Raw genomic sequence first — 25,787 nt, 5'->3', positions numbered from 1 at the left:
AGATATGAGCGCCGCTGGAAAAATGTCACGCCGTGACGAAATGGAAACGCTGCTGCCGTTCTACCTGAACGGCTCGCTGGAAGGCTCGGACCTCGAAGCCGTCGAGGAATGGCTGGCGTCCGATCCGGCCGCGACGGCGGCGCTTGGCGAGGCTGAGGCGGAATTCTCCGGCGCCACCGCCGCCAACGAGGCGATCCGGCCACCGGCCGATGCGCTCAGCCGCTTTGCCAGGGCGCTCGACGCCGAAGCCGGACCGGTCCGCGCTCCCGCGGGCCGTTCCTGGCTGGCGCAGGCACTCGGCCGTTTCATGGCGGTGCCGGTCGGTGTCGCCTGGGCGGCAGCGGCGGTGCTGCTGGCGTTGGTCGTGGTGCAGTCCTACGTGCAGACCGGCGGCAAGAGCCATGATTTCGAGATTGCCGGCGCCGAGGATGATCTGGCGAAACTGCCGTTCGCGCTGGTCAAGTTCAAGCCGGATGCGAAGATGTCCGACATCGCTGTCTTCCTCGACCAGAACGCGCTGAAGATCGCCGGCGGGCCGGCCGCCTCGGGCGTCTTCCGCATTGCCATCCCGGTCAAGACCGGAGCAGACTACACCAGGCTCGTCGGCCTTATTGCCGCCCAGCCGTTCGCGGAGACTGTGATCGAGGGAAGGAAACCGGTTGATGGCAGCTAGGGCGGTCATTCGATTTGCGGCGATCCTGGTGGCGGCGACGACAATCGTCGCCGTGCCGGCGTCGGCGCAGACCAATGATCCCAATGCCGGCCGGGCCGACTGCACCGACGCGGCCGGAGCGGCGGCTGCCGACTGCCCGAAAGACGGCAATGAGGCCAACGTCGGCGGCGAACCAGGCGCAGTTACCCTTCCGGCCCTGATCGTCGACCTGTTTCCCAACCCACCGGCTCCCGTAGCGCCCGTGCCGACGCCACGGCCGTCAGCGCCGCCTGCCGGCACGCAGGCCGGACCACCCGCCGGCGGGGCGATCGTTTCGCCGACCGATCTTGTCGCGACCGCGCCGCGCCGTGCCATCGCCGGCGAGTTCGTGCCCGACGAGGTGCTGGTGACCGTCGACGGCGATGCCGGCGCCGTCCAGCAGATCGCCGCCTCCTTCGGCCTTGAAGTGCGCTCGCAGCGCCAGTCGCGGCTGCTCGGCACCACACTGGTGCGCTTCGGCATTCCCGACGGCCGCCCGGTCGGCGCCGTGCTGGCGCAGCTGGCCGCCGATGGCCGCACCCTGCGGCGCGAGCCAAACCATATCTATTCGCTGCAGCAGGCGGCCGGCATCGTCAACTATGCCTTCGAGCGCATTCAGCTCGACAACAAGCAAGCCAGTGGCGAAAACGTGCGCATCGCCGTCATCGACACCGGCATAGACGACACCAATCCGGCGCTGTCCGGCGTCATTGCCGACCAGTTCGACGCCATGCCCAACGTGCCGGTCGAAAAGCGTGACCACGGTACCTCGGTCGACGGGCTGATCGCCGGCGTCGGCGCGCTCGAAGGCATGGCGCCCGGCGCCAGGATCTATCACGCCCGCGCCTTCGAGGACGGCAAGTCGACCATGGACGTCATCCTGTCGGCGCTCGACTGGGCGGCGGACCAGAATGTCAGCATCATCAATATGAGTTTCGTCGGCCCCAAGAACGATCTGCTCGGCACCGCCTGCCGCAATGCGCGCGGGCTCGGCATCATCCTGGTCGCTGCTGCCGGCAACAACGGGCCAAAAGCGCCCTATGGCTACCCCGCCGCCTATGACGGCGTCATCGCGGTCACCGCCACCGACGCCAAGGACGGGCTGATGCAGCAGGCCAATCGCGGCGCTTATGTCTTCATCTCGGCGCCCGGCGTCGAGATGGTGGCGCCGAGCGGCGCCGGCTCTGACGTCGTCACCGGCACCTCGTTTGCCGCCGCGATCGTGTCCGGCGCAATCGCCAACCTGATCCACGCCTCACCCGAGCGCTCCGCCGACGATATCGAAAAGGCGCTGGCCGTCACCGCCAGGGATCTCGGTCCGAAGGGACGGGACAATGATTTCGGTTATGGGCTGCTGGATACGAAGGCGGCGGCGAACAAGTAAACCGGGCGAATTTCGCGCCACCGAATTCAGAGCGCCGGACCCAGCCGGACAGGGCTGCCATCATGGAAGCGTGACAGGCGGAAGCGGCTGAGGTCGTGTCCGGTCTCGTTTCCCTGAATCATGTCCGCAACGACGCGGCCTATGCCAGGCCCGATGCCGAAGCCGTGACCGCTCATCCCCGTCGCGACGAAAAGGCCGCCGACTGCCTCTACCCGATCCACGACGGGGACGACGTCGGGCATGGCATCGATCATGCCACCCCAGCTTGCCTTCAGGCGAACCGTCTCGAACTGCGGAAAGAGGTGCTTGAACTTGCGTTCTATCGAACGCAGACGGGCCGGTTCCGGGGCCGGGTCGAGCACCCGCATTCTCTCGAAAGGGCTGTGCGAATCCGGCGCCCAATCGCGCGGCGTCGACCAGGCATCGGGGTAACCTGACGGCGCGAACGGAAAGTAGCGTGTCCCCAGCGGATTGTCCCTCAGCGCAGGAAGGTATTTGGAGGCGTGCCGGAATGCATCAGGTCCCAGGTAATGCAGATGGCTGCCGCCCGCGGCGAGCGTATAGCCGCCATCCTGCCGGCGCCGGAAAGCGATGTGTTCGTCAGTCGCCGCGCCTGCATAGATTTCAGCCAGGGGCTCGGTTGCGGCGACGGTTACCCTGACACTGAGCTGGGGGATGGAGACGCCGTGTCTTCTCAGGAACAGGGATGACCAGGCGCCTCCGGCGACCAATACGCTGGAGGCCTCGATATACCCCGCCTCGGTCCACACGCCCTTGACCTTGCCGGCCGAGATTTCGAGGGTTCGCGCCGCGCAGTTCTCCACGATTTTGACGCCTTTTCGCACGGCGAGCCGGGCAAGTGCAGGCACCGCCAGCCAAGGCTCCGCACGCATGTCGGAGGGCGTCGTCATCGCGCCCTTGAATTTGCGCGACATGCCTTTGATGAGTGTCGCGGTTTCGTTTCCGTCCAGGAGACGGGTGTCGAGCGCATGCATCGCGGCGATCTTCATGAACGCTTCGAAGCCGGCCATGTCCTTGTCGGTGTTCGCCAGGTAGGTCACACCTGTTTGGGTCAGGCCGATGTCTTCGCCGCATTCCTCAGCCAGTTGCCGCCACAGGCGAATAGCCTCGATGACGATGGGCAACTCGTCGGCGTCGCGTCCTTGCTTTCGAATCCAGCCCCAATTCCGGGACGACTGTTCAGCCGCTACACGCCCTTTTTCCAGCAGCGTCACCGGAATGTTGCGCTGCGCCAGGAAAAGCGCTGTCGTCACGCCGATAACGCCGCCGCCAACGATCACCACCTCCGAACTCTTCGGGGGTGGGCCAGAATGTTGGATTGTATCCGCTTCGGAAAACGGGAATGGGGGCAAGTGGCATACCTGTGGGCTGGTCGATGGCGCTGGCTAGGTGGTTGCCACCCTCCAGAAACCAAAGCAAGGGCAGGTGCAAGCAGACCGTTGTCCCACAAGACTTCAATCAATCTAGTCAACGTTCGCAAGGGTTCGAACTCGGCCCACGAAGTGACTGGATTGATCCCTACACCGGCGCGCCTGCCACCGAGCCCCTGACCACAAGGTCGACCGGCCAGACCTCGCCTCGCGCCCCTTCTTCCAAGCCTGATATCCGCGCCGCCAGGCGTTCGGCGACGCGGGCGCCGGCGAGGCGGATCGACGAGCGCGTCGTCGACAGCGGCACGGAAAAATTCTCCGGCTTCAGCCATGGAAAGACGTCGTCATGGGCAATCAACGACAGGTCGCCGGGAATGGTCAGGCCAAGGTCGCGCACCGCGCGCACGACGCCGAGCGACATGATCAGGCTGGAGCAGGCGATCGCCGTCGGCCGCTCGCTCTGTTCGAGCAGGCGCCTGGCGGCGCGGTAGCCGTTCTCCTCGGTCATGGTGAGTGAACAGACATGGCGCTCGCCGAGCGTCAGGCCGCTCGCGGCCAGCGCCCTGCGCATGCCGCGCTCGCGGTGGATGGCGAAGGTCTCGCGGTCGTCGCCATTGATCAGCGCCAGCCGGCGGTGGCCGAGCTGAACCAGCAGCCGGGCGGCGTCGTGGAAGCCGCCCTCATTGTCGATGTCGGTGAAGGGGTACTCGAAATCGGAGCCTTCGCTGCGGCCATGGACGATGAAGGGAATGCCGAGCGTGTTGACCAGCGCCACCCGCCGGTCGGCCGGGCGCGGCGAGGAGATGTAGACGGCGTCGACCTGGCGGTTGGCGACGATGCGGCGATAGGTGGTTTCCTGGTCGTCGGCGTCGGCCGGCGACAGCACCAGGTCGAGCTCGTGCGAGCGGGCATAGTCGCCGAGGCCGGAGAGGAATTCGACGAAATGCGGGTCGATGTCGACGGAGGCGCCCGTCGGCAGCACATAGCCGATCATGCCCGTCTTGCCGGTCGCCAATCGGCGCGCGCTCGGATTGGGCCGGTAGCCGTGGCGCTTGGCGGCATCCACCACGCGCCGGCGGGTTTCCTCGTTGACCTCCGGATAGCCGTTGAGCGCACGGCTTACCGTTGTCTGCGACAGGGCCAGCATATGAGAGAGCTGCTTCAGGTTCACTGGAGGCCTCCAAGCCTCAAAGCGCTTTTAATTTTGAAGCCACGCGGCGCCACAACGGGCGCGGCCAAGCTGGTCGACCATACGCACTGGTCCGGCCAGTTTGAAGCTTAATACGCTGCTGCACCGCCGTAAAACTATGCTGCAGTGCACTTTACCAAGTCTTCCAGCTCGAAATTAAATCGATTAGCCCACCGCCCTCTTGACTTCCAGCCGATTCAATGGCGAGATCAAAAAGACCAAAGCGCTTTGGAAGACTCTTCGAAAGGTTGCGGTTCCTTTCTGAACGAGTCACAGTCCTGCAGCGTCGGCGGGCGGAATGGAGGTTCCGTCCGGGTGTATGTGTCCACACTGGGAGGAATACCGATGAAGAAGATGCTTCTGCTTGGCGCAGCGTTTGCCACGCTCGCCTTGTCCCTGCCGGCGCAAGCCGAACTGAAGTTCAAGCCCGGGGAAGACAAGCGCTTCAACTGGGCCAATTACGAAGAGCTGAAGAAGGTCGATCTCAAGGGCGAGACGCTGACCATCTTCGGGCCCTGGCGCGGCGAGGACGAAGGCCTCATCCGCACTGTTCTCGAATATTTTCAGGAAGCCACCGGCGCCGAGATCAAGTACTCCTCGTCGGAAAATTACGAACAGCAGATCGTCATCGATACCCAGGCCGGCAGCCCGCCCAATATCGCCGTACTGCCGCAGCCGGGCCTGATCCAGGATCTGGCGTCCAAGGGCCTTTTGACGCCGCTGGGCGACGACACCGCCAAATGGATCAAGGACAATTACGGCGCCGGCCAGTCATGGGTCGATCTCGGCACCTTCAAGGACAAGGACGGCAAGCCGGGCTTCTTCGCCTTCCCCTACAAGGCCGACGTGAAATCGCTGGTCTGGTATTCGCCCGACAATTTCGAGGAAGCCGGCTACAAGGTTCCCAAGACCCAGGAAGAGCTCGCCGACCTCGAGAAGAAGATCATCGCCGACGGCGGCACGCCGTGGTGCATCGGCCTCGGCTCAGGCGGCGCTACCGGCTGGCCGGCGACCGACTGGGTCGAAGACATCATGCTGCGCACCCAGGCGCCCGACGTGTATGACAAGTGGGTAAAGAACGAGATCCCGTTCAACGATCCGGCGGTGGTCAACGCCATCGACATTTTCGGCAAGATCGCGACCGACGACAAGATGGTCGACGGTGGGGCCAAGGCGGTTGCCGCGACCGACTTCCGCGACAGCCCGAAGGGCCTCTTCTCGGTGCCGCCGAAATGCTACCTGCACCATCAGGCATCGTTCATCCCGACCTTCTTCCCGGAAGGCACAAAGGTTGGACAGGACGCCGACTTCTTCTACTTCCCGCCCTATGCATCCAAGCCCGAGCTGGGCACGCCTGTGCTCGGCGCCGGCACGCTGGCCATGATCACCAAGGATTCGAAGGGTGCACGCGCGTTCATCGAATTCCTGAAAATGCCGCTGGCACATGAAATCTGGATGGCCCAGGGCGGCTTCGTCACGCCGCTCAAGTCGGTCAACAAGGATGCCTATGCCAGCGACGCGCTGAAGAAGCAGGGCGATATCCTCGCCAATGCCTCGACCTTCCGCTTCGACGGTTCGGACCTGATGCCGGGCAAGATCGGCGCCGGCGCCTTCTGGACCGGCATGATCGATCTGGTCGGCGGCAAGTCGGCGCAGGATGTCGCCACCGACATCCAGAAGAGCTGGGACTCTATCAAGTAGTCAGCTGGCAAGCAGTCAGCTGGCAAGTAACCACTGCCAAGTGTTCAGCCGCTTTGGCGGCAAATTCAGGACTTCCTCCACAGACTGGATCCGGGCCGCTATGGCCCGGATCCGACCGGCGCCTTACGCCGGACCGATTTGCGTTCGTTCGTTTCAGAATAACTTAAATCGGCGCAGAGCCACATCGCCAGGGCTGTTCAAGGCCCGGCCGATCATGCGCAGGGAAGAGGGACCCATGGCTGCTCAGATCTTATCGGCCATTTTTGTCATCATCATCGGCGTCGGCGGCTGCGTCGCCTATTTCTGGGGCGCCAACAAGCTGGTCGACCTGATATTCCCGTCGCGCGGCGTGGCCGGGGCTGCGGCCATCGACAATCTGCGCCGGCAAGGACTGGTCCGTCCGTGGCTGTTCGTCGGCCCGGCGATGATCATCCTCACCGTCTACCTGATCTATCCGGTGGTGGCGACGCTCTGGCTGTCCTTCCTCGACCGCGGCGGCCAGCATTTTGTCGGCTTCGCCAACTATGAATGGGCGTTCGGCGACCGCGAGTTCCGCAACTCGATCCTGAATAACATCATCTGGCTCGCGGTGGTGCCCGCCGCCTGCACCTTTCTAGGGCTGATAATCGCCGTGCTCACTGACAAGATCTGGTGGGGCACGATCGCCAAGAGCCTGATTTTCCTGCCGCTGGCGATCTCCTTCGTCGGCGCCAGCGTGATCTGGAAATTCATCTACGAATATCGCGGCGAGGGCCAGACGCAGATCGGTCTGCTCAACGCCATCATCCAGTATTTCGGCGGTCAGCCGCAGGTCTGGATATCGCTGCCGTTCTGGAACAATTTCTTCCTGATGATCATCCTGATCTGGATCCAGACCGGCTTTGCCATGGTCATCCTGTCTTCGGCGTTGCGCGGCATCCCCGAAGAGACGCTTGAAGCCGCGGTCATCGACGGCGCCAATCCGTTCCAGATCTTCTGGAAGATCATGGTGCCGCAGATCTGGGGCACCATCGCCGTGGTCTGGACGACGATCACCATCCTGGTGCTGAAAGTGTTCGACATCGTGCTGACCATGACCAATGGCCAGTGGAACAGCCAGGTGCTGGCCAATCTGATGTTCGACTGGATGTTCCGCGGCGGCGGCGATTTCGGCCGCGGCGCCACCATCGCCATCATCATCATGATCGCGGTCATCCCGATCATGGTCTGGAACATCCGCCAGGCGAACAAAGAGACGGGAGGACATTGAGATGGCCGTCGCGACCGGAAAGTCCTTTGCCAGCCGCTTCGGCGTCCACATCGCCGTGCTTGTCTTCGTCGCCGTCTGGACCGTGCCGACGCTCGGCATCCTGGTCTCGTCGCTGCGCGACAAGGACCAGATCATCGCCTCGGGCTGGTGGAACTCGTTCTCCAGCTCCAGCCAGACTGAAGCCGGCCGCATGCCCCCGGCCTCGGCGCAGGTCGAGAAGGACGGCAAGTTCGTGCTTGCCGGCAATATCTTCGGCGACGGTGCTGCGCGCAACATCAGCGCCTTCGGCGTCAAGTCGGCGGCACCGACGCAATATCCGGCCGGCACCACTGCCGATCTCGGCGACGGCGTGACCTTGCAGCTCAATGCCGACGGAACGTTCGTCATGAGTTCGCCCAAGGCTTTCGAAGGCGACCGTGGCCAGCGCGTCTATTACGCCTCGTCGGCGCCACCGAAATTCACCACCGACAATTACAAGACCGTGCTGTTTTCGGAGGGCATCGGCCGCTCGTTCATAAACTCGCTGACCGTCACCATCCCGGCGACGGTCATCCCGATCCTGATCGCCGCCTTCGCCGCCTATGCATTGGCGTGGATGCGTTTTCCCGGCCGCGCCTTGCTGATCGCCACAATCATCGGCCTGCTGGTCGTGCCGCTGCAGATGTCCTTGATCCCGCTTTTGAAGATCTACAACGGCGTCGGCATCTTCTTCGGTGTGCCGTCGAAAACCTATCTCGGCATCTGGCTGGCGCATACCGGCTTCGGCCTGCCCTTCGCCATCTATCTCCTGCGCAGCTATATTGCCGGCCTGCCGCGCGAGATCATGGAATCGGCGCGCATAGATGGCGCCAGCGATTTCGAAATCTTCGTCAAGATCGTGCTGCCGCTGTCCTTCCCGGTGCTGGCGTCCTTTGCAATCTTCCAGTTCCTGTGGGTGTGGAACGATTTGTTGGTGGCAATGGTTTTCCTCGGTACCGAAGGGGACCAGATCGTGCTGACCGCGAAGCTCAACGCGCTGCTCGGCTCGCGCGGCGGCGACTGGGAAATCCTGACGACATCGGCCTTCGTCACCATTATCGTGCCGCTGATCGTGTTCTTCTCGCTGCAGCGCTATTTCGTCCGCGGGCTGCTGGCCGGCTCGGTCAAAGGAGGTTGAGACTTATGCAAGCCGCTTTGAAGGCGACCTCGAAGCCCGATCTCGCCGTCGATCGCGACTGGTGGCGGGGCGCGGTGATCTACCAGATCTATCCGCGCTCCTATCAGGACTCCAATGGCGACGGCATCGGCGACCTCAAGGGCATCATCCGCAGGCTGCCCTACATCGCCTCGCTCGGCGTCGACGCCATCTGGATTTCGCCCTTCTTCAAGTCGCCGATGAAGGATTTCGGCTACGACGTCTCGGACTATTGCGACGTCGACCCGATGTTCGGGACGCTCGCCGATTTCGACGCGCTGGTGGCGGAAGCCCATCACCTCGGCCTCAAGGTGATGATCGACGAGGTGCTGTCGCACACCGCCGACAACCATCCATGGTTCAAGGAGAGCCGCGGCAGCCGTAGCAATCCCAAGGCCGACTGGTATGTCTGGGCCGACGCCAGGCCGGACGGCACGCCGCCCAACAACTGGCTGTCGATCTTCGGCGGCTCGGCCTGGCAGTGGGACACCAGCCGCCAGCAATATTATCTGCATAATTTCCTGTCCGAGCAGCCGGACCTCAACTTCCACAATCTGGAAGTCCAGGACGCGCTGCTCGACGTCACCCGCTTCTGGCTGGAGCGCGGCGTCGACGGCTTCCGCCTCGACACCATCAATTTCTACTTCCACAGCCAGGGGCTGGAGAACAATCCGCCGCTGCCGCCCGAAGAGCGCAACGACCAGACAGCACCTGCGGTCAATCCCTACAACTACCAGGACCATATCTACGACAAGAGCCGGCCGGAAAACCTTGCCTTCCTCGAACGGTTCCGGGCGCTGCTCGACGAATATCCGGCGGCCGCCGCAGTCGGCGAAGTCGGCGATTCGCAGCGTGGGCTGGAAGTGGTCGCCGCCTACACCGCCGGCGGCAAACGCGTCCACATGTGCTATTCCTTCGATTTCCTGGCGCCGGAAAAGATCAGCGCCGCCAAGGTGCGCCAGGTGCTGGAAGCCTTCGGCAAGGTCGCCAGCGACGGCTGGTCGTGCTGGGCCTTTTCCAACCACGACGTGATGCGTCCGGCCTCGCGCTGGGCCGCCGACGAGGCCGACCCGGCCGCCTATCTGAAGGTTATCTCGGCGCTGCTGATGTCGCTGCGCGGTTCGGTCTGCCTCTATCAGGGAGAGGAGCTTGGGCTGGGCGAAGCCGAGTTGCAGTTCGAGGATCTGCAGGACCCCTACGGCATTCGCTTCTGGCCCGAATTCAAGGGCCGCGACGGCTGCCGCACGCCGATGGTGTGGGATGCAACCGCCAGCAATGCCGGCTTTTCGACGGCCAAGCCCTGGCTGCCGGTGCCGGGCAAGCACTTGTCGCAAGCGGTCAATGTTCAGCAGGGCGACGCGGCCTCGCTGCTCGAGCACTACCGGCGCTTTCTCGGTTTCCGCCGCCAGCATCCGGCCCTGGCCAAAGGCGACATCGAGTTCATCGAAAGCGAGGGCGACACCGTCGCCTTCACCCGCCGTGAGGGCAATGAGCAGATCGTCTGCGTCTTCAATCTGGCCAGCAAGCCGGCCGAGGTCGATCTCGGTGGTCAGGCGCTGCTGCCATTGGCCGGGCACGGTTTTTCGGGACAATCCGGCACAGGTTCCATCCGCCTCGGCGGCTACGGCGCCTGGTTCGGGCGCATCGACTGAGTTTTTGACGAAACTGGATTTTTTGAGGAAATCCAGGTTCTCTAGGGAAATCACTGGGAGGAAATTATGGCCGATGTCACGCTGAGACAGGTGAAGAAATCATACGGCAATCTGCACATTCTCCACGGCATCGACCTCGACATAAAGTCGGGCGAGTTCATCGTCTTCGTCGGCCCGTCGGGTTGCGGCAAGTCGACCTTGCTGCGGTCCATCGCCGGGCTTGAGGAGATCACCTCCGGCGAGCTGAAGATCGCCGGCGAGGTGGTGAACGACGTGCCGCCTTCCAAGCGCGGCATTGCCATGGTGTTCCAGTCCTATGCGCTCTATCCGCACATGACCGTCTACGACAACATGGCCTTCTCGATGAAGATCGGCAAGGAAAGCAAGGCCGAGATCGACAAGCGGGTGCGGCAGGCCGCCGAAATCCTGCAGCTGACCAAATATCTCGACCGCCTGCCCAAGGCGATGTCGGGCGGCCAGCGCCAGCGTGTCGCCATCGGTCGCGCCATCGTGCGCAATCCGAAAGTGTTCCTGTTCGACGAGCCGCTGTCGAATCTCGACGCGGCGCTGCGCGTCGCGACCCGCATCGAGATCGCCAAGCTCAAGGAATCGATGCCTGCCACGACCATGATCTACGTCACCCACGATCAGGTCGAAGCGATGACGCTCGCCGACCGCATCGTCGTGCTGAAGGACGGCCATATCGAGCAGGTCGGCACGCCGATGGACCTCTACAAGAAGCCCGGCAATCTGTTCGTTGCCCAGTTCATCGGCTCGCCGGCCATGAACATCCTGCCGGCGACAATCGACAGGACGGGCAACCCGACAATCGTCAGCCATGTCGGCGGCCGCAAGGCAACGGTGCCGATCGCAACGCCGGCGTCAGCAAAGGGTGCGGCAGTCAGCTTCGGCGTGCGGCCGGAGGATCTGTCGGCCGCCACCGGCGCGGAATATCTTTTCGAGGGCGTGGTGGACTATGTCGAGCAACTCGGCGAGGTGCAGCTTGTCTATGTCGATATCGGCCGCGCCGACCTGCCGTTGGTGACCAAGCTGCCCGGCAATGTCGAGGTCAAGCGCGGGGCAAAGCTGCGACTGACCGCGGATGCCGGGGACCTGCACATCTTCGACGCCGATGGGCACTCCTTCTCGCTCAAGCCGGTGGAAGTGAAGGCGGCTTGAGATAGCTGCGTCGTACAGGCATGAAAAAAGAGCGGCGGGCCAGGCCCGCCGCTCTTTTTTTAAGCTTCGGCTGTTAGTTGTTGCCGAACCGATCCCTGTCGCTGCTCTGAGGAACGAACTTCTGTTGGTCGTTCGACGAGTTCAGCAGCTTGTAGACCGCCGAGTTGGTGCCGGTCGACGAAGTGCGGGTGGTGTCGACGGCAGCGGCCGGCTGGTTGGCGCCATTGGAGCCATAATTGTCGCTGCCGGCAAAGACAGCGCTCGAAACAGCCAGAACGGCTGCGGTGGCAAGAACGATCTTCTTCATTTTAGTCTCCTGAATTTTTCTGATGCCGCCAGCTGCAGCGGATAAGCCCGCCACGTGCTGGAAACCGGCTTTTAGCGGCCGAAAAGGTTACGGTCGGCACCGTGGGCAGGCGCCTGCTCGGCTGGAGCCGACTTCTCAACCGAAGCCGTATGGCCACTATCGGTCGACGTAATCGCAGGCTGGTTGGCGCCGTTCGAACCGTAGTTGTCGCTACCGGCGAAAGCGCTGCCGGAGATGGCCAAAACGGCGGCGGCAGCAAGGATGATCTTTTTCATTTCAAATACTCCTGAATTTTTTGGGATCCCGAGAGCGACGGGTTAGCCGCCCTTCTTTGGTCGGGATCAGCGATTGCCGTAGAGGTCGCGGTCGGCGCCCTGAACGACAGGCTGCTTGTCAGCGTGCGCCGGCTTCTGAATGGAAGCCGTATACGAGCTGTCGACCGAGACGGCTGGCTGGTTCGCACCATTGGAACCGTAATTGTCGCTACCGGCGAAGGCGCTGCCGGTGATCGCCAAAACGGCTGCGGCAGTGAGGATGATCTTTTTCATTTTTAGGACTCCAGTTTGTCTGTCCGTCTAGCGGCGTGTCTTGGGAGGAATTCGCGTCGTTCGGACAGCCCCGATGTGGGAAAGCCATAGGCTGGTTTCCAATCACGAAGTTGTTCCGTGTGGACCACGGTCCTGCACCTTGAAATTGTGCCAGGAAGTTCTTCTATGGTCATTTATCGTATTGTTTTCAGTTGCTTATGTCGAACCGAGTGGTTCGCTCCGGCGTCGGTTTCCGGGCCGTCGTTCACACCGTCCTGCACGCATTGTCAACAGAAACGAACCGTTCGGTTCGATTAGAGATTGCTAATAGTAACTTTTCGATACCGTTGAGCCCTTTTTGCCCCCGATCGGAACTGGATCCGCAGCGATTCGAAACGGCGATGATAGCGCCGCAAGACAGGATCTCAGCCCTTCGGTGGTCGGCGGGGCGTATGCCGCGCGTGTCGCGCCGCATGGATATGATGTCGCTTTCATGCCGACGTCGCGATCGCTGCCGTGATTAGATGATCGCATCTCAGGTGCCGCTTCGTGACGACGCAGCGGAGAATTGGGAAGCCGGTCAGAATCCGGCGCTGCCCCCGCAACGGTGGTGGAGTTGAAGTCGCAACGGGAGACCACTGGGCAAGAGCCTGGGAAGGTGTCGCGATGGTCCGCAAGGACAACTCCAGAGCCCGGAAACCAGCCCGAGATGCATAGACTCGACTGATCGCGGTGGGCGGTCAAGAGGTGGATAGTGCATGTCCGGCGCCGCGCCGGCCTGAGTCCGATCCTTCCTCCATCACCACCAAGTTCAGTCCTTAAACCACGAGGACAGAACTATGGATACGCGCAACGACATGCTGAGGCTCCTGAACGGCCGCAAGCAAGGCTTTTCGCTGGAACAGCCCTTCTACACCGACCCGGACTATTTCAAGCTCGACATGGAGCTCATCTGGTATCGCGACTGGCTGTTCATCGGCCATGATTGCGAACTGCCGAAGCCCGGCAGCTATATCACCGTGCAGATCGGCGATTATCCGGTGGTGCTGGTCCGCGACCAGAAGGGCAACATCAACGCCTTTCACAATTCCTGCCGCCATCGCGGCAGCCGTGTCTGCAACACTGAGAAGGGCATGGCGGCAAAGCTTGTCTGCCCCTATCACCAGTGGACCTACGAGCTTGACGGCCGGCTGCTGTTTGCCCGCCAGATGGCCGACGGTTTCGACAAGAGCCAGTTCGGCCTGAAGCCCGTCGCCTGCGAGAGCGTCGGCGGCTACATCTTCATCTGCCTGGCGAAAGAACCTGCCGACTTTGCGCCGATGCGCGCCATGATAGAGCCCTACCTCAAGCCGCACCGGCTGAATGAAGCCAAGGTCGCCTTCGAGAGCACCATCATCGAGAAGGGCAACTGGAAGCTGGTCTGGGAAAACAACCGCGAATGCTATCACTGCGCCGGCAATCATCCGGAGCTGTGCAAGACATTCCCCGAAGCGCCGACGGTGACCGGCGTGCAGGGCGCCGACAGCGATCCGGAGATGCTGGCGCACTGGGCGAAATGCGAGGCGGCGGGCCTGCCGAGCAAGTTCCGCATCGATCCGGCCGGGCAATACCGCGCCACCCGCGCGCCGCTGCTGCGCGATGCCGTCAGCTACACGATGTCCGGAAAGCGCGCGGTGACGAAGAACCTGTCCGACACTGTTGCCGCCGACCGCATCGGCACCTTGATGCATTACCACTATCCGGCGACCTGGAACCACATACTGATCGACCATGCGGTCACCTTCCGGGTGCTGCCGATCAGCGCCACCGAAACCGCGGTGACGACCAAGTGGCTGGTGCACAAGGATGCGGTCGAGGGGGTCGACTACAACCTTGAGGAGCTCACCCATGTCTGGACGGAGACCAACGACCAGGACCGCCGCATCGTCGAGGAAAACGCCTTTGGCATCCTGTCTCCGGCCTATGAGCCCGGCCCCTATTCGGAGCTGCACGAGGGCGGCGTGATCCAGTTCGTCGAATGGTACGCGGCCTTCATCGGCCCGCGCCTTGCCGAAGGCGGCCGGCCGGCGCTGCGCAGCGTCGCGTGAGCTGGAGCAGGCGAAGAGGGACCAGAGGATGAATGCGATGACGGATCTTGGGCTCTATCGCCATCTCGACCAGATGGCGCCGTGGAACGATAGGCTGCAGGTGCTGGAAGTGATCGGCGTCAGCGACGAGGCGCCCGACGTCAAGACCTTCACCTTCCGCTCCGACAACCAGACCTGGTTCCGCTACAAGCCGGGCCAGTTCCTGACGCTGGAACTGCCGACACCGGACGGGCCGCTGATGCGCACCTACACGCTGTCGTCGTCGCCATCGCGGCCGTTTTCGATCGCGGTGACGATCAAGGCGCAGGCCGGCAGCATCGGCACGCGCTGGATGTTCGACCATCTGGCACCCGGCTCGCACGTCAAGGCCTATGGACCGGCGGGCGACTTCTCGTTGCACAGCCACCCGGCGGCCAAATACCTGTTCATTTCGGCCGGCTCCGGCGTGACGCCGATGATGTCGATGCTGCGCTGGCTGAACGACTGCGCGCCATGGACCGATGTCGGTTTCGTCAACTGCGCGCGGCGTGCCGAAGAGATCATCTTCCGCAAGGAACTCGAACTGCTCGGCGGCCATATGCCCGGCCTGTCGCTCGGCTTCATGATCGAGGAACGTTCCAGCCGCGAGGGCTGGTACGGTCATATGGGGCGCATCGACGCGATCCGGCTGCCCCTGCTGGCTCCGGATTTCCGCGAGCGCGAAATCTTCTGCTGCGGCCCCGATCCGTTCATGCGCGCCGTGCGCGGCATGCTGGATGCCGCCGGCTTCGACATGACGAAATACCATCAGGAGAGCTTTGCCGCGCCTGTGGTGGAGGAAATTCCGGCGCCGTTTGCCTCCCCGGTCGAGGACGGCATCGCTGCACCTGTCGAAGCCGTGACGCCGATCCGCTTCTCGCTTTCGGAGGTCGATGCCGGCTGCGTCGCCGGCCAGACCGTGCTGCAGACCGCGCGCAGCTCGGGCGTGCGGATTCCCGCCGCCTGCGAGTTCGGCCTGTGCGGCACCTGCAAGGTGAAGAAGGTCTCCGGCGAAGTCGAGATGAGCCACAATGGCGGCATCCTCGACCACGAGATCGATGACGGCTTCATCCTTGCCTGCTGCTCGAAACCGTTGTCGGCGCTCGAAATCGAGGCTTGAGCCGGTCGACTTCGCCGCAACGGTCGCCGACGCAGGCGTTGTGTTCGCGGGTCTTTGTCTTGCCAAGCATAGGCCGAGTGATTTAGACGCACTTAGGAAGGGCTGGGCAGACCGTGAAACCGGCGCATCCCTTCATGGGCGCATGGAACGGGGGACAGAGCGATGCAACAGCGGGTCTACGCGGTCGCAAGCAAGGACATCGTTTTCGAATCATTCGATGGCGAAGCCGTCGTTCTCGATCTTTCGAACGGTAAGTATTTTGGCTTTTCCGATTCCGGCAGCCGGGTCTGGCAGGCTTTGTCGTCCGGCGTCGCCACTGAAGCGCTGGTCGGAGCTGCCGCGGGCGCCGCAAAAATAAGCCTAGCCGACCTCGAAAGCTTCGTTGCCCGACTGCTCGATTTCGGGTTGCTTGCGCCAGCCGAAACACCGGCACAACCGCTTTCGGGCGAGCTGTCGGCTGCGCTTGCTGCCAGCAATGAGCCGCTCAAGGTCGATGTCCATGACGACCTTGCCGATCTCATCATTGTCGACCCGATCCATGAGGTCGAGGAACCTCTCGGCTGGCCGGCGGTGAAACAGGCATAATCGTTTCCCTAAAGCGCGTCGCGTTTGAACGGACTCAGGCGACGCGCTTAGATCTTTGATTTTATGCATGTCGTCGTCTCAAAACCGGGGCCACCCCGAGCGACATGCATCAGGCGACCCGGCGCAATTCTGGACGCTGAACAACCAACACATGCCTTTGATCACGCTGCAAACCCTGCCGGATTATGCCCGCCATGTGCTGGCGGCCGCGGAAAGCGCCGCCGCATTCTATCCCGTTACCGCCAGCGTGCGGTTGCCGGGGCTGGACCTGAGTGTCCATCTCGACCATGGCACGCTGGCAGATACCATCGGCCATGCCTTCATACCGGCTCCGGGCAATCCGTCTGCATCTGACGGCTGCCGCATTTTCGTCGCCCACCGGGGCATCGATGGCGTCCCCGCCCCGGCCACCTGGGGCCGAGGCGATTACAACCATCATGCCTTTGCCAACCGGCTGGAAGAGGCCGGATTGCGCGGCAGCTACTATCATGACCTCGATTTCTGGCAGTTCCATGATCCGCAACGCCATGTCGGGGCGCAGCTGATGATGGCGGCCGAGGCCTTTCCGCCATGGGAACAGGCGGCGCCGCTGCGCGCCTTCCTGCATTGGGAATATGCGGCGCGCGGCATGCGGCTTACCCATGCCGGCACGCTGGGCATCGATGGCAAGGGCGTGTTGCTGGCGGGCTCCGGGGGAGCCGGAAAATCGGGAACGGTCGTCGCCGGCCTGCTCAATGGGCTCGATAGCGTCGGCGACGACTATGTGCTGATCGACCGGACCGGGGGGGTGACGGCCTATCCGCTGTTTGCCACGCTCAAGCAGGATCCGGAGGGCTTCAAGCGGCTGAAGCTGGAGGAGCGGCTAAAGTCGTACCAACCGCTGAACTGGCAAGGCAAGCATGCCTTTCACATCGACGAGATCGCGCCTCGACCAACTCCTGCAAGTCTGGACATTATTGCTTTAATAGTGCCCCATATCAGGGGAGGTGCGAGAAGCTCGGTCATGCCCATATCGCGCAAGGATGCCATGATCGCCTTGGCGCCGTCAGGAATCGTGCAGATGCCGGGCGAGCGGGAAGCGGGCTTTCGCTTTTTCGGCGAGCTTACCCGCGATCTGCCATGCTACCGGCTGTTGCTGGGGACCGAGCCGCGCGAGATCGCCAGCACGATTGCGGATTTCGTCCTTCGGGGCGCTGCATGAAGTTGAGCGTCATCGTGCCGGTCTACAATCGGGAGATCTATGTCGTTTCGACGTTGCGGTCCCTGCTCAGGCAACGCGACGATGCCGATCTCGATATCATCGTTGTCGACGACGGCTCGACGGACAGCTCCGTTGAAGCCGTCCGCGCCATCATGCGGGAAGCGTCGTGCATCCGCCTGTTCCAGCAGGCCAACCAGGGCGTGGCCAACGCGCGCAACACAGGGCTGAAGCAGTTGCTGCCGCAAACCGAACTGGTGTCGTTCCTGGATTCGGACGACGTCTCGCCGGCTGGACGATTCAAGGCTGACCTACCCCTGTTCGCGGCCGACCCTGCGCTCGAGCTGACCTACTCGCTGATGACGCGCGTCGATCTCATGGACGACGAAGCCCTGCAGCCGGCACCGGGCGGCGCAGGTCCCACCGTGCGCGGCGTCAGCCTTAGCGCCGGGGTATTCCGCAGGGCACTCATCGACCGTGCTGGTGCTTTCGACGAGGAGTTCCGGCAGGGGGAAGACGCCGACTATCTTCTGCGCATTTTCGAAACCAGCCCGAAGCACATTTTTCCCGACACCGTCGCGGTATACTACCGGCGCCACCCCGGCAATTTGACCAAGCAAAGGGATGTGGCGGTGCGCGAATACCTACGTGTAATTCAGAAATCCTTGCGGCGGCGCAAGGCCGATCCGTCGCGGCGCCCGGTCGAGGGGCTTTTCGAGATCAAGCGCCCGGCAGAGTGGTGAAACAATGAACAGATCACAGCCTGGGATGCGTGCGTGAAGCTGAGCGTGATCATGCCGGTCTACAACCGCGAACGCCATGTCGGCTCGGCGCTGCGCTCGCTGCTGAGGCAGCGCGATGCCGCCGATCTCGACATCATCGTTATCGATGACGGTTCGACCGACAGTTCGGTGGCGGTCGTGCGCTCGCTGATCGCGGAGGCGCCGTGCATTCGCCTTTTCCAGCAGCAGAATGCCGGGGTGACGCGGGCACGCAACGCGGGCTTGCGGCAATTGCTGCCGCAGACCGGGCTGGTATCGTTTCTCGATTCCGACGACATTTCCCCGCCGGGCCGCTTCAAGGCGGATCTGGCCTGTTTCGACGCAGACCCCACCCTCGAGCTCACCTATTCGCGCATGACGCTGGTCGACGACATAGATGACGATACGCTGGAGCCGACAGCCGACAGCCACTCGGTGACGGTTCGCGGCATTCACCTGTCTCCCGCTATCTTCGTCCGGCGGTTGGTCGAACGCATCGGCAGCTTCGACGAGGATTTCCACCAGGCCGAGGACACCGACTATCTGCTGCGCACTTTCGAAAGCGGGCCGAAATTCACGATGCCCGACACTGTTGCGCTCTATTACCGGCGCCATCCCGGCAACATGACCAGGCAGGCCGATGTTCCTTTTCGCGAATTCATGCGCGCCGTCTACAAGTCGATGAAACGGCGCGAGGCCGACCGCTCCTTGCACCCTGTCGACGGCATCTTCGATTTCAAGGAACTTGCGAATTGGCGTTTCCTGTGATGGCCAGCTACGGCGTCGTCATTCCGGCCTTCAACGCGACCGCCACCATCGCCGAGACGCTGCGATCGGTCGCGGCCCAGACGATCCAGCCCGACGCCATAATCGTCGTCGATGACGGCTCGACCGACGATACGGTCGCGGTGGTCAATGCGCTGGGCATGCCGGTGCAGGTGTTGCGCCAGGACAATGCCGGACCAGGCAGCGCCACCACCAGGGGCATCGCCGCGCTGGCGACGCCCTTCGTCGCCACGCTCGATGCGGACGATCTGTGGCTGCCGACCAAGATCGAAAGGCAGCTGGAGCATTTCGAGCGGTTTCCCGCGACGGCAGGAGTCTTTGCCCACTGGCGGACGTTTCGCGATGACAAGCCCGATGTGCAACAGGACGTGGCGGTGGCGGGCTGGTCGCGCACGACGATGATGATCCGCCGGGAGGTAGCCGAGGCCGTCGGTCCGATCATCGACCCGCAAGGCGGTCGCGGCGACATGGTCGACTGGATCGCCCGTGCCCGCGAGGCGGGCTTTGCGCTTGCCATGCTCGACGATGTCCTGACCTTGCGCCGCATCCGGCCCGACAGCATGTCCTATGGACGCGACCCCGTGCGCGACCGCGGTTATGTCGAAGTCGTAAGGCTGGCCATGCAAAGGCGAGCAGCGAAAAAGGCGAGCGCCGACTGATGGCCAATGCCATGCGCCGTATCGGCCGTCGGTTTCCGGACTATGGTTGGTCATGGCCAACTGGCGGACTCGACCAGCTGCTGAAGGCCGCATTGCTGCCCGATGAAGAAGCGGCAGGGCGTTACGCGGCGCGCTGGCTCGACGAGAACGATATCGACCATGCTGCTTTCCGCGAGCATCGGCTGCTGGCCGCGATCTCCGACAGGTTCGGCCGCAAGCTGGCTGGGCATCCGGCCTATCCACGTCTTGTCGGCCTGCAAAAGATGCTGTGGACCAAATCGCGACTGGCTGCGCGCGAGGCCGAGCCGGCGCTACAGGCCATGATCGACGCCGGCTGCGCGGTGATGCTTATCAAAGGCGCCAGCCGCATCGCCGTCAACGCGTCGGCGCAGCGCGGCCGGGTGGCGCATGACATCGACATACTGGTGCGCTCGCAGGCCATGATTGCCGCCTTCGATGTGCTTAGCGAACGCGACTGGCAGATCGCCACCGGCGTCAGTCCGCAATATCTGCGCACCAGGCTGGCGTCCTTGCGTTCGATGAATTTTTTCAAGGGCAGTTTCGGCGACATCGACCTGCACCAGCTCGCTTATGACGGGTCGCAGCAAAGCGCGGAAGATGATCTGGCGATCTGGCAGCGGGCGCTGTCAGCCGATTTCAATGGCGTCCGCGTGCTTGTTCCCTCTCCGGCCGACCGCATGGCGCTCGCCATCGCACATGGCGGCCTCGATGCCCACACCCACAGCGACTGGCTGGTCGACTGCGCCGTCGCCATCGAGGGCGACGAGGTCGACTGGGACGTGTTCGCCGATATCGTCGCCAGGCGCCACCTGGCCGTAGCCGCGGCGGTGGCGCTGTCCTACCTCAGCCTGGAAATCGGCATTGCAGTGCCGCCGGCTGAACTGGCACGGACGGTTGCGAACGCCGATCACGCCGGCCTGTCGCGCTGGTCCTCGGTGCTGCAGGCCAAGCCGCGCACCGATTTCGGCGGTCTCGTCTGGCTGTCGCGCGGCTTTGCCAAGCAGTTGCGCCTGAAACGCAAGAAGGGCCGACTGCAGCATCCGACGCCTGCTGCCGTCTGGCGCGGCAGGCCGACATTGCGCAAGGCAAGAGCGACGCCGGAACCGTTCGCGCTTTCTCAGGCCCTGCCGCGTCCGGACAGGACTGGAGAGATGATGCTGGACGTCACCGTCAGGATCGTCGTTCCGCCAGTCCGCCGCCGCATCGAGATGGAAATCAATGCCGGCAGCGGTCACGTCGCCCGCTTGCGTTCCATGGTGATCAGCCGCGCCGGCGGCGGACGTGTGCTGCGCTTTCGCGGCAAGGTAACGGTGGACGACACCGGCCGGCCTCTGGTGATCGAGGCACGGCCATCGCGCCAGTTCCGCAACTGGGACAATGAGGCCGAAGTCGCCGCCTATGGCGCGCTGCCGTTCCAATTGCTGTCGGCAAGGTTTTCACCCGCCTGAGAGCGGGTCGCTGTTTCCATGAAACATTGAACCACTGTGGCCCTCTCAGACGCCATAGCGCTCGGTGCGGATGATTTCCGCTGATATGCCGGCATCGATCAGCGCCTGGGCAGCCGCCGAGACGAAGGCGTTCGACCCGCAGACGAAGGCGAGCGCCGGCGGCCGCGGCAGCCGCGTGAGCGCCTGCATGACCATTGCCGTGTCGATGCGCCTCGAATAGTCGGACGGGCGCCGTGCCGCCTCGCGCGTCAGCGTCAGCACCAGCTCGAACCCGTCGCCGCGGTCGCCGAGGCCGATCAGCTCGTCGCGGAAGATCACCTCGTCCCAGACCCGCACCGAAAACATCAGCGCCACCGGCACCGCCGATTTGCGCAAGGCTCGATGCCGCACCATCGCCATCAGCGGCACCACGCCGGAGCCGCCGCCGACCAGAAGCAGCGGCCCGCCATCCCCATCGGACCAGACGAAATGGCCGCCGAGCGGCCCGCGCAGTTCGATCTCGTCACCGACCGCGGCGATGTCGTGGAAGAAGGGCGAGACTTCACCGTCGTCGAGCCGCTCGATCGCCAGCTCGATCGTGGCGCCGCTCTCCGGCGCCGAGGCGATGGAATAGGAGCGGCGCGCCTGGTAGCCGTCAGGCGCAGTCAGCCTGACATCGACATGCTGTCCGGCGCGATAGGCGAATGGCCGTGACAGCGCGAAGAAGAAACTGGTGACGCGTGGCGTCCGCTTTTCGATCCGGGTGATTTTCGCCGTCTGCCAGGGAGATTGCGGCGCTTCGCTCATGGATCGCCGCTATAGCGCTGCTCGCGCCACGGGTCGCCATAGATGTGATAGCCGCGCAATTCCCAGAAGCCCGGCTCGTCGCGCTCGGTGAACTGCAGCCCGTTCAGCCATTTAGCCGATTTCCAGAAATAGAGATGCGGCACCAGGAGCCGCGCCGGGCCGCCATGGTCGGCAGTGATTGGCTTGCCTTCATAAAGCAGCGCCACCATCGCCTTCCCCGCGGTGAGATCCTTGGCCGGCACGTTGGTGGTATAGCCGTCATAGCCATGCGCCAGCAGGAAGCCGGTCGGCGCTTCGATGCCGGCATCGGCAAGGATGTCGTCGACCAGCACGCCTTGCCAGGCGGTATCGAACTTGGTCCAGGCGGTAACGCAATGGATGTCGCGCGTCATCTTGGTCAAGGGCAGCGCGTTGAACTCGGCCCAGTTCCATTTCTTGATCGGGCGTGGCCCGTGCTTGAGCGTGAACGACCAGTCCTCGGTGCGCACGCGCGGCGTCGGCCCCGCCGACAGCACTGGAAAGCCCTGTTCGAGATACTGACCGGGCGGAATGCGCGCATCGGTCTCCGTCGGAGGCTTTCGACCGGAGGAAAAACCGCGAGTGACCATCGAACCGTCCGTTTTTAGCAGGCCATTGCCGGCCTGCCGTAATGTTCTCGAAGATGTCGCGGCGGGCAACGGGAATTTTGGCGGGGCCGTGCGGCAGGCCTGCCGATCGTTCAGCGAGCCCGCCGAATCATGTCTCAACCGGCGGCGAAGGGTACGGCGACGAAGATTTGCGCGTCGCCCCGGTCGACCAAAAGCAGCACCGACTTCCGGCCCGATCTGCCGGGCTCGGCGATCGCCTGGTTGGCTTACCGCGCATTCCGCACCGGCGACTGGTCGACGGCGACGATGACGTCGCCCGGCTGCAGGTCCGCATTGGCGGCTGCCTTGTCCGGATTGACGCGCTCGACCACGGCGCCACGCTGGTTCCAATCACAATGTCGTCAGCGGCCTTCGTTGCGCCTGAGATAGGCTGTGGCGATCTCGCGCATCCGGTCGCCGTCGAAGCTCGGCCCATGGCCGCCATGGCCGAGGCGAACAGGCAGGTCAAGGAGCCGCTGCATGGTACGGCGATAATCAGGCCGGCAGGAATCCGGCAGGTCGTCGATCAGCATGGAATCGTAGATGGCGTCGCCGGCAAAGAACAACCCGTCCGTCTCTTCGAACAAAGCGATCGAATCCGGCGAATGTCCGGGCAGATGCAGGACGCGGAACTGCCGGTCGCCGAGGTCGACGATGTCGCCCTCGTCCAGCGTGCGCGTCAGCGGCGCCGGCGGGATCTTGTAGTCGGCCGCCGTCCAGCCCGGCGCCGGCAATTTCGAAACGGCGCCGTCGAGATTGCAAAACATGTAGGCGTAGGTCACTGCCTCATTCATGGTCTCGAAATGCTCGGCACTGTGCCGCGGCCCGGCGCGCAGCGGAAACTCGTGCAGCGAGCCGACATGGTCGAGATGGATGTGGGTGGCGACAACGATGAGCGGCTTGCCCTCGGGCGTGTCGATCTCAGGCGCCAGCGGGCAGATGCCCATGCCGGTGTCGACCAGCAGGTCGGCGTCGCGTCCCCTGAAATGCCAGATGTTGGCGCGCACGAAATCATGCACGAACGGCTCGGTCAGCATCGTCGTGCGGTCGTCGATGATCGTCTTGCCGAACCAGTCGCCGACAACGCGCTCGCCACCAAAACGGGTGCCGCCAAAACGGCCGCCCATCAGACGAAGGGCTTTCCCACCTTGTATTTTTCCGGCACCAGCCGCTTCAGGTAAGCCATGCCCGCTTCCGACAGCTGGTTGACATCGGGCTTCATGAAATCGTCGGGCATATGGCGCGTCTTGCCGGCGACGTTCTTCAGCGGCACCTTCTTCAGCACGGTTTTCGTGCCGTCATATTGCAGCGCCACCGAGCCACCGCCTTCGCCGGCAACGGCAACCGCGAAGGCGCCGGCGTCGAAAGCCTCCCGCGCGTCGACGGCGCTGATCGCGCCGACATAGCCGCGCGGCATGTAGCCAAGCGCATCGACGCGGGCGCGCTTGCCCGACAGGCCTTCGGCGAGCGCACGTTCCAGAGCTGACGGCAGGTCGCTGCCCGACAGTTTGACGTTGCCATGCGCGTCGCGCTCGAGCTTGTCCGGCGGCACCAGGCTTTCGACCAGCGCCTTGCCGTCGGCGGTGCTGACTCCTTCGGAGACGGCGACGATGCAACGCTTGTGGCGGTCGAGCGTGGCGCGCACGTCGTCGATGAAACCGGCGGCGGAGAACGGCCGTTCCGGCACGTAGACCAGATGCGGGCCGCTGTCGGGATCGAGCTGCCAGGCTGCAGCCGCCGCGGTGAGGAAGCCGGCATGCCGACCCATTACGATGCCGACATAGATGCCGGGCAATGCGCGGAAATCGAGATCGACGGACAGGAACGCGCCGGCGACGAATTCGGCCGCCGAGATGAAGCCCGGCGTGTGGTCGTTTTCCTCGAGGTCGTTGTCGATGGTTTTTGGCGCATGGACGAAAGCGATGCTGCCGCCGGCTGCGTCGGTCAGAATCTGCTGCGTGCCCGACGTGTCGTTGCCGCCGATATAGATGAAGGCGTCCGCGCCGGCCTTCTTCAGGCCCTTGAGGATGACCTCGCAATAGGCAGCGTCGGGCTTGTCGCGTGTCGAGCCGAGCGCGGCACTCGGCGTGCCGGCGATCAGCCGCAGCCGGTCCTCTGGGATGGCGGAGAGGTCGACATAGTTGCCGTCACGAATGCCGCGCACGCCGTGGAGCGAGCCCAGCACCTTGGCGCCGGGATGGCGCTTGCGGACTTCCAGCGTGGCCCCGACAACCGTCTGGTTGATGACGGCGGTCGGGCCGCCGCCCTGTGCGATGACAAACGTTCCAGCCATGCTCGATCTCTCCCGGCGCTGTGATTTTCAAGGCACCTTGGCCTAGCTTGCCGCATCGCGCAACGGGAGTTTCCAGCGGCGCCAAACCGCCGCACAGGATCAGACGACCACGACCGGGTTCTTCTTGGAAACGCGGCTGTAGAGGTCGATGATATCCTGGTTGATCAGGCGCACGCAGCCCGACGACATCGCCTGGCCAATGCTCGCCCATTCCGGCGAACCGTGTATGCGGTAGCCGGTGTCCTTGCCGTCCTGGTAGATGTAGAGGGCGCGTGCGCCGAGCGGGTTGGTGAGGCCACCGGGCTGGCCGTTTTGCCATTTCACCAGTTCCGGCTTGCGCTGGATCATCTCCGGCGGCGGCGTCCAGGTCGGCCATTCCTTGCCGTACTGGATGTTGGCGCGGCCGGACCAGCGGAAGCCGTCCTTGCCGATGCCGACGCCGTAGCGAATGGCGTCGCCGCCCTCCTGCACCAGATAGAGCTTTCGCTCCTGCAGATGGACGACAATGGTGCCGGGCGCCTCGCCGGTCTCGTTGACGACGATCTGGCGGCGGAACTCCGGCTTGACCTTCTGATAGGGCACAGCCGGCACTTCGAAGCCGCCATCGTTGAGTGAGGCGTACATGACATCGGGGCCGGTGATGTTCTTGTCGACGCTGATCGCCGGACGGATCGGCCGCACCGAGCCGGTGACCGTGTCATCCAGCTGGAATTGCGGCAACTCGAGCGTCGAAGTGCTGCAGCCGGCCATGCCGAGCAGCGTCATGGCGCCGGCCCCTGACAGGACGAAGCGGCGGGAATAGAGATGTTCGGTCTCGTTTGCGTCGCCATTTGCTGGCGGCGTCACATTCTGCGGCAACTCACGCATACCCAAACCCTACGCTGTCGGCGGGAAACACGGTCCGGCCGGATAGCAGGCAGTTTCGCCAAACATGGTTGAAAAAGGGTGAAGGCCC

Annotated in this window: 25 protein-coding genes, 1 pseudogene and 1 riboswitch; of the genes and pseudogenes, 15 read left to right on the top strand and 11 right to left on the bottom strand. The window is 63.5% G+C overall.

The annotated features are described in order from the left end of the window. Positions 1-4 precede the first annotated feature (4 nt). Together ACYG9Y_RS23015 and ACYG9Y_RS23010 are read left to right on the top strand one after the other, a co-directional pair. The gene (locus ACYG9Y_RS23015; RefSeq protein ID WP_023738033.1) at positions 5-673 is read left to right on the top strand and encodes a hypothetical protein; all 669 of its coding nucleotides are present in this window, start codon (positions 5-7) and stop codon (positions 671-673) included. Next, positions 663-2,075 (top strand): S8 family serine peptidase, encoded by a 1,413-nt coding sequence (locus tag ACYG9Y_RS23010; protein WP_023738034.1) that lies wholly within the window; start codon positions 663-665, stop codon positions 2,073-2,075. Before ACYG9Y_RS23015 ends, ACYG9Y_RS23010 begins: the two co-directional genes overlap by 11 nt. 26 nt (positions 2,076-2,101) lie before the next feature. Here ACYG9Y_RS23010 and ACYG9Y_RS23005 read toward each other — a convergent pair whose 3' ends face one another. After that, positions 2,102-3,448 carry an NAD(P)/FAD-dependent oxidoreductase gene (locus ACYG9Y_RS23005; protein WP_023738035.1) on the bottom strand — a complete coding sequence of 449 codons (1,347 nt, stop codon included), beginning with the start codon at positions 3,446-3,448 and terminating at the stop codon, positions 2,102-2,104. A gap of 166 nt (positions 3,449-3,614) precedes the next feature. Beyond that, positions 3,615-4,637 (bottom strand): substrate-binding domain-containing protein, encoded by a 1,023-nt coding sequence (locus ACYG9Y_RS23000; RefSeq protein WP_023738036.1) that lies wholly within the window; start codon positions 4,635-4,637, stop codon positions 3,615-3,617. A gap of 363 nt (positions 4,638-5,000) precedes the next feature. Here ACYG9Y_RS23000 and ACYG9Y_RS22995 point away from each other — a divergent pair, with 363 nt between their 5' ends. The 5 genes from ACYG9Y_RS22995 to ACYG9Y_RS22975 all read left to right on the top strand — a co-directional run bounded on the left by ACYG9Y_RS22995 (position 5,001) and on the right by ACYG9Y_RS22975 (position 11,610). Then, on the top strand, positions 5,001-6,356 hold the full coding sequence (locus ACYG9Y_RS22995) for an ABC transporter substrate-binding protein (protein WP_023738037.1): 1,356 nt from the start codon (positions 5,001-5,003) through the stop codon (positions 6,354-6,356). 235 nt (positions 6,357-6,591) lie between these two features. After that, on the top strand, positions 6,592-7,605 hold the full coding sequence (locus ACYG9Y_RS22990) for a carbohydrate ABC transporter permease (protein ID WP_023668891.1): 1,014 nt from the start codon (positions 6,592-6,594) through the stop codon (positions 7,603-7,605). Position 7,606: 1 nt separating this feature from the next. Beyond that, positions 7,607-8,761 (top strand): carbohydrate ABC transporter permease, encoded by a 1,155-nt coding sequence (locus tag ACYG9Y_RS22985; protein WP_023738038.1) that lies wholly within the window; start codon positions 7,607-7,609, stop codon positions 8,759-8,761. Between the two features lie 5 nt (positions 8,762-8,766). After that, a complete protein-coding gene (gene bglA / locus ACYG9Y_RS22980; protein ID WP_031242456.1) occupies positions 8,767-10,431 on the top strand; it encodes a beta-galactosidase BglA in 1,665 nt (554 codons plus the stop codon). A gap of 66 nt (positions 10,432-10,497) precedes the next feature. Further along, on the top strand, positions 10,498-11,610 hold the full coding sequence (locus ACYG9Y_RS22975) for an ABC transporter ATP-binding protein (protein WP_023668888.1): 1,113 nt from the start codon (positions 10,498-10,500) through the stop codon (positions 11,608-11,610). Between the two features lie 73 nt (positions 11,611-11,683). Here the strand turns inward: ACYG9Y_RS22975 and ACYG9Y_RS22970 are convergent, their stop codons facing one another. From ACYG9Y_RS22970 to ACYG9Y_RS22960, 3 genes are all read right to left on the bottom strand, one after another. Next, positions 11,684-11,917: a DUF680 domain-containing protein gene (locus ACYG9Y_RS22970; protein WP_023738040.1), complete on the bottom strand. Its 234-nt coding sequence runs from the start codon at positions 11,915-11,917 to the stop codon at positions 11,684-11,686. 71 nt (positions 11,918-11,988) lie between these two features. Then, positions 11,989-12,192, bottom strand: a complete 204-nt coding sequence (locus tag ACYG9Y_RS22965) for a DUF680 domain-containing protein (RefSeq protein ID WP_023668886.1) — start codon at positions 12,190-12,192, stop codon at positions 11,989-11,991. Positions 12,193-12,258: 66 nt separating this feature from the next. Next, a complete protein-coding gene (locus ACYG9Y_RS22960; RefSeq protein WP_023668885.1) occupies positions 12,259-12,465 on the bottom strand; it encodes a DUF680 domain-containing protein in 207 nt (68 codons plus the stop codon). Between the two features lie 499 nt (positions 12,466-12,964). Beyond that, a riboswitch (cobalamin riboswitch) is annotated at positions 12,965-13,166 on the top strand. A 117-nt stretch (positions 13,167-13,283) separates the two neighbouring features. On the opposite strand from ACYG9Y_RS22960, the gene ACYG9Y_RS22955 reads away from it, so the two are divergent. From ACYG9Y_RS22955 to ACYG9Y_RS22920, 8 genes are all read left to right on the top strand, one after another. After that, a complete protein-coding gene (locus ACYG9Y_RS22955) occupies positions 13,284-14,531 on the top strand; it encodes an aromatic ring-hydroxylating oxygenase subunit alpha (protein WP_023738041.1) in 1,248 nt (415 codons plus the stop codon). A 37-nt stretch (positions 14,532-14,568) separates the two neighbouring features. Continuing rightward, positions 14,569-15,669 (top strand): FAD-binding oxidoreductase, encoded by a 1,101-nt coding sequence (locus ACYG9Y_RS22950; protein WP_023738042.1) that lies wholly within the window; start codon positions 14,569-14,571, stop codon positions 15,667-15,669. Between the two features lie 162 nt (positions 15,670-15,831). Continuing rightward, a complete protein-coding gene (locus ACYG9Y_RS22945) occupies positions 15,832-16,254 on the top strand; it encodes a PqqD family protein (RefSeq protein ID WP_023668882.1) in 423 nt (140 codons plus the stop codon). 151 nt (positions 16,255-16,405) lie between these two features. Then, positions 16,406-17,455, top strand: coding sequence for a hypothetical protein (locus ACYG9Y_RS22940; protein ID WP_023738043.1), 1,050 nt, complete (start codon positions 16,406-16,408; stop codon positions 17,453-17,455). Continuing rightward, entirely contained in the window at positions 17,452-18,195 is a 744-nt protein-coding gene (locus ACYG9Y_RS22935; protein WP_023738044.1) for a glycosyltransferase family 2 protein, read from the top strand. The genes ACYG9Y_RS22940 and ACYG9Y_RS22935 overlap by 4 nt, the downstream gene beginning before the upstream one ends. Positions 18,196-18,228: 33 nt before the next feature. Beyond that, positions 18,229-18,981 (top strand): glycosyltransferase family 2 protein, encoded by a 753-nt coding sequence (locus ACYG9Y_RS22930; RefSeq protein WP_023684291.1) that lies wholly within the window; start codon positions 18,229-18,231, stop codon positions 18,979-18,981. After that, positions 18,966-19,658 carry a glycosyltransferase family 2 protein gene (locus tag ACYG9Y_RS22925; protein ID WP_245260381.1) on the top strand — a complete coding sequence of 231 codons (693 nt, stop codon included), beginning with the start codon at positions 18,966-18,968 and terminating at the stop codon, positions 19,656-19,658. Before ACYG9Y_RS22930 ends, ACYG9Y_RS22925 begins: the two co-directional genes overlap by 16 nt. After that, positions 19,658-21,127 carry a nucleotidyltransferase family protein gene (locus ACYG9Y_RS22920; protein WP_023738046.1) on the top strand — a complete coding sequence of 490 codons (1,470 nt, stop codon included), beginning with the start codon at positions 19,658-19,660 and terminating at the stop codon, positions 21,125-21,127. The genes ACYG9Y_RS22925 and ACYG9Y_RS22920 overlap by 1 nt, the downstream gene beginning before the upstream one ends. Before the next feature lie 45 nt (positions 21,128-21,172). Here the strand turns inward: ACYG9Y_RS22920 and ACYG9Y_RS22915 are convergent, their stop codons facing one another. The 6 genes and pseudogenes from ACYG9Y_RS22915 to ACYG9Y_RS22890 form a co-directional block, all read right to left on the bottom strand. Then, positions 21,173-21,913 (bottom strand): FAD-binding oxidoreductase, encoded by a 741-nt coding sequence (locus ACYG9Y_RS22915; RefSeq protein ID WP_023738047.1) that lies wholly within the window; start codon positions 21,911-21,913, stop codon positions 21,173-21,175. Continuing rightward, positions 21,910-22,521 (bottom strand): sulfite oxidase-like oxidoreductase, encoded by a 612-nt coding sequence (locus ACYG9Y_RS22910; protein WP_023684287.1) that lies wholly within the window; start codon positions 22,519-22,521, stop codon positions 21,910-21,912. Before ACYG9Y_RS22910 ends, ACYG9Y_RS22915 begins: the two co-directional genes overlap by 4 nt. 134 nt (positions 22,522-22,655) lie before the next feature. Further along, a pseudogene (locus ACYG9Y_RS22905) lies at positions 22,656-22,877 on the bottom strand (PDZ domain-containing protein); the annotation flags it as partial. 24 nt (positions 22,878-22,901) lie between these two features. Beyond that, positions 22,902-23,666: an MBL fold metallo-hydrolase gene (locus tag ACYG9Y_RS22900; protein WP_050593106.1), complete on the bottom strand. Its 765-nt coding sequence runs from the start codon at positions 23,664-23,666 to the stop codon at positions 22,902-22,904. Then, positions 23,666-24,832, bottom strand: coding sequence for a diphosphate--fructose-6-phosphate 1-phosphotransferase (locus ACYG9Y_RS22895; protein ID WP_023738050.1), 1,167 nt, complete (start codon positions 24,830-24,832; stop codon positions 23,666-23,668). Before ACYG9Y_RS22895 ends, ACYG9Y_RS22900 begins: the two co-directional genes overlap by 1 nt. A 99-nt stretch (positions 24,833-24,931) precedes the next feature. Continuing rightward, positions 24,932-25,699: a L,D-transpeptidase gene (locus ACYG9Y_RS22890; RefSeq protein ID WP_023738051.1), complete on the bottom strand. Its 768-nt coding sequence runs from the start codon at positions 25,697-25,699 to the stop codon at positions 24,932-24,934. Positions 25,700-25,787: the final 88 nt, after the last annotated feature.

It is taken from the genome of Mesorhizobium sp. W050, from assembly GCF_054719535.1.
Note: the sequence above shows the minus strand (reverse complement) of the source record. Positions and strands in the feature narration are given on the sequence as shown.

Coding starts and splice junctions, on each gene's coding strand:
- ACYG9Y_RS23015 (WP_023738033.1), top strand. CDS start 5: ATGAGCGCCGCTGGAAAAATGTCACGCCGTGACGAAATGGAAACGCTG.
- ACYG9Y_RS23010 (WP_023738034.1), top strand. CDS start 663: ATGGCAGCTAGGGCGGTCATTCGATTTGCGGCGATCCTGGTGGCGGCG.
- ACYG9Y_RS22995 (WP_023738037.1), top strand. CDS start 5,001: ATGAAGAAGATGCTTCTGCTTGGCGCAGCGTTTGCCACGCTCGCCTTG.
- ACYG9Y_RS22990 (WP_023668891.1), top strand. CDS start 6,592: ATGGCTGCTCAGATCTTATCGGCCATTTTTGTCATCATCATCGGCGTC.
- ACYG9Y_RS22985 (WP_023738038.1), top strand. CDS start 7,607: ATGGCCGTCGCGACCGGAAAGTCCTTTGCCAGCCGCTTCGGCGTCCAC.
- bglA (WP_031242456.1), top strand. CDS start 8,767: ATGCAAGCCGCTTTGAAGGCGACCTCGAAGCCCGATCTCGCCGTCGAT.
- ACYG9Y_RS22975 (WP_023668888.1), top strand. CDS start 10,498: ATGGCCGATGTCACGCTGAGACAGGTGAAGAAATCATACGGCAATCTG.
- ACYG9Y_RS22970 (WP_023738040.1), bottom strand. CDS start 11,917: ATGAAGAAGATCGTTCTTGCCACCGCAGCCGTTCTGGCTGTTTCGAGC.
- ACYG9Y_RS22965 (WP_023668886.1), bottom strand. CDS start 12,192: ATGAAAAAGATCATCCTTGCTGCCGCCGCCGTTTTGGCCATCTCCGGC.
- ACYG9Y_RS22960 (WP_023668885.1), bottom strand. CDS start 12,465: ATGAAAAAGATCATCCTCACTGCCGCAGCCGTTTTGGCGATCACCGGC.
- ACYG9Y_RS22955 (WP_023738041.1), top strand. CDS start 13,284: ATGGATACGCGCAACGACATGCTGAGGCTCCTGAACGGCCGCAAGCAA.
- ACYG9Y_RS22950 (WP_023738042.1), top strand. CDS start 14,569: ATGACGGATCTTGGGCTCTATCGCCATCTCGACCAGATGGCGCCGTGG.
- ACYG9Y_RS22945 (WP_023668882.1), top strand. CDS start 15,832: ATGCAACAGCGGGTCTACGCGGTCGCAAGCAAGGACATCGTTTTCGAA.
- ACYG9Y_RS22940 (WP_023738043.1), top strand. CDS start 16,406: ATGCCTTTGATCACGCTGCAAACCCTGCCGGATTATGCCCGCCATGTG.
- ACYG9Y_RS22935 (WP_023738044.1), top strand. CDS start 17,452: ATGAAGTTGAGCGTCATCGTGCCGGTCTACAATCGGGAGATCTATGTC.
- ACYG9Y_RS22920 (WP_023738046.1), top strand. CDS start 19,658: ATGGCCAATGCCATGCGCCGTATCGGCCGTCGGTTTCCGGACTATGGT.
- ACYG9Y_RS22915 (WP_023738047.1), bottom strand. CDS start 21,913: ATGAGCGAAGCGCCGCAATCTCCCTGGCAGACGGCGAAAATCACCCGG.
- ACYG9Y_RS22910 (WP_023684287.1), bottom strand. CDS start 22,521: ATGGTCACTCGCGGTTTTTCCTCCGGTCGAAAGCCTCCGACGGAGACC.
- ACYG9Y_RS22900 (WP_050593106.1), bottom strand. CDS start 23,666: ATGGGCGGCCGTTTTGGCGGCACCCGTTTTGGTGGCGAGCGCGTTGTC.
- ACYG9Y_RS22895 (WP_023738050.1), bottom strand. CDS start 24,832: ATGGCTGGAACGTTTGTCATCGCACAGGGCGGCGGCCCGACCGCCGTC.
- ACYG9Y_RS22890 (WP_023738051.1), bottom strand. CDS start 25,699: ATGCGTGAGTTGCCGCAGAATGTGACGCCGCCAGCAAATGGCGACGCA.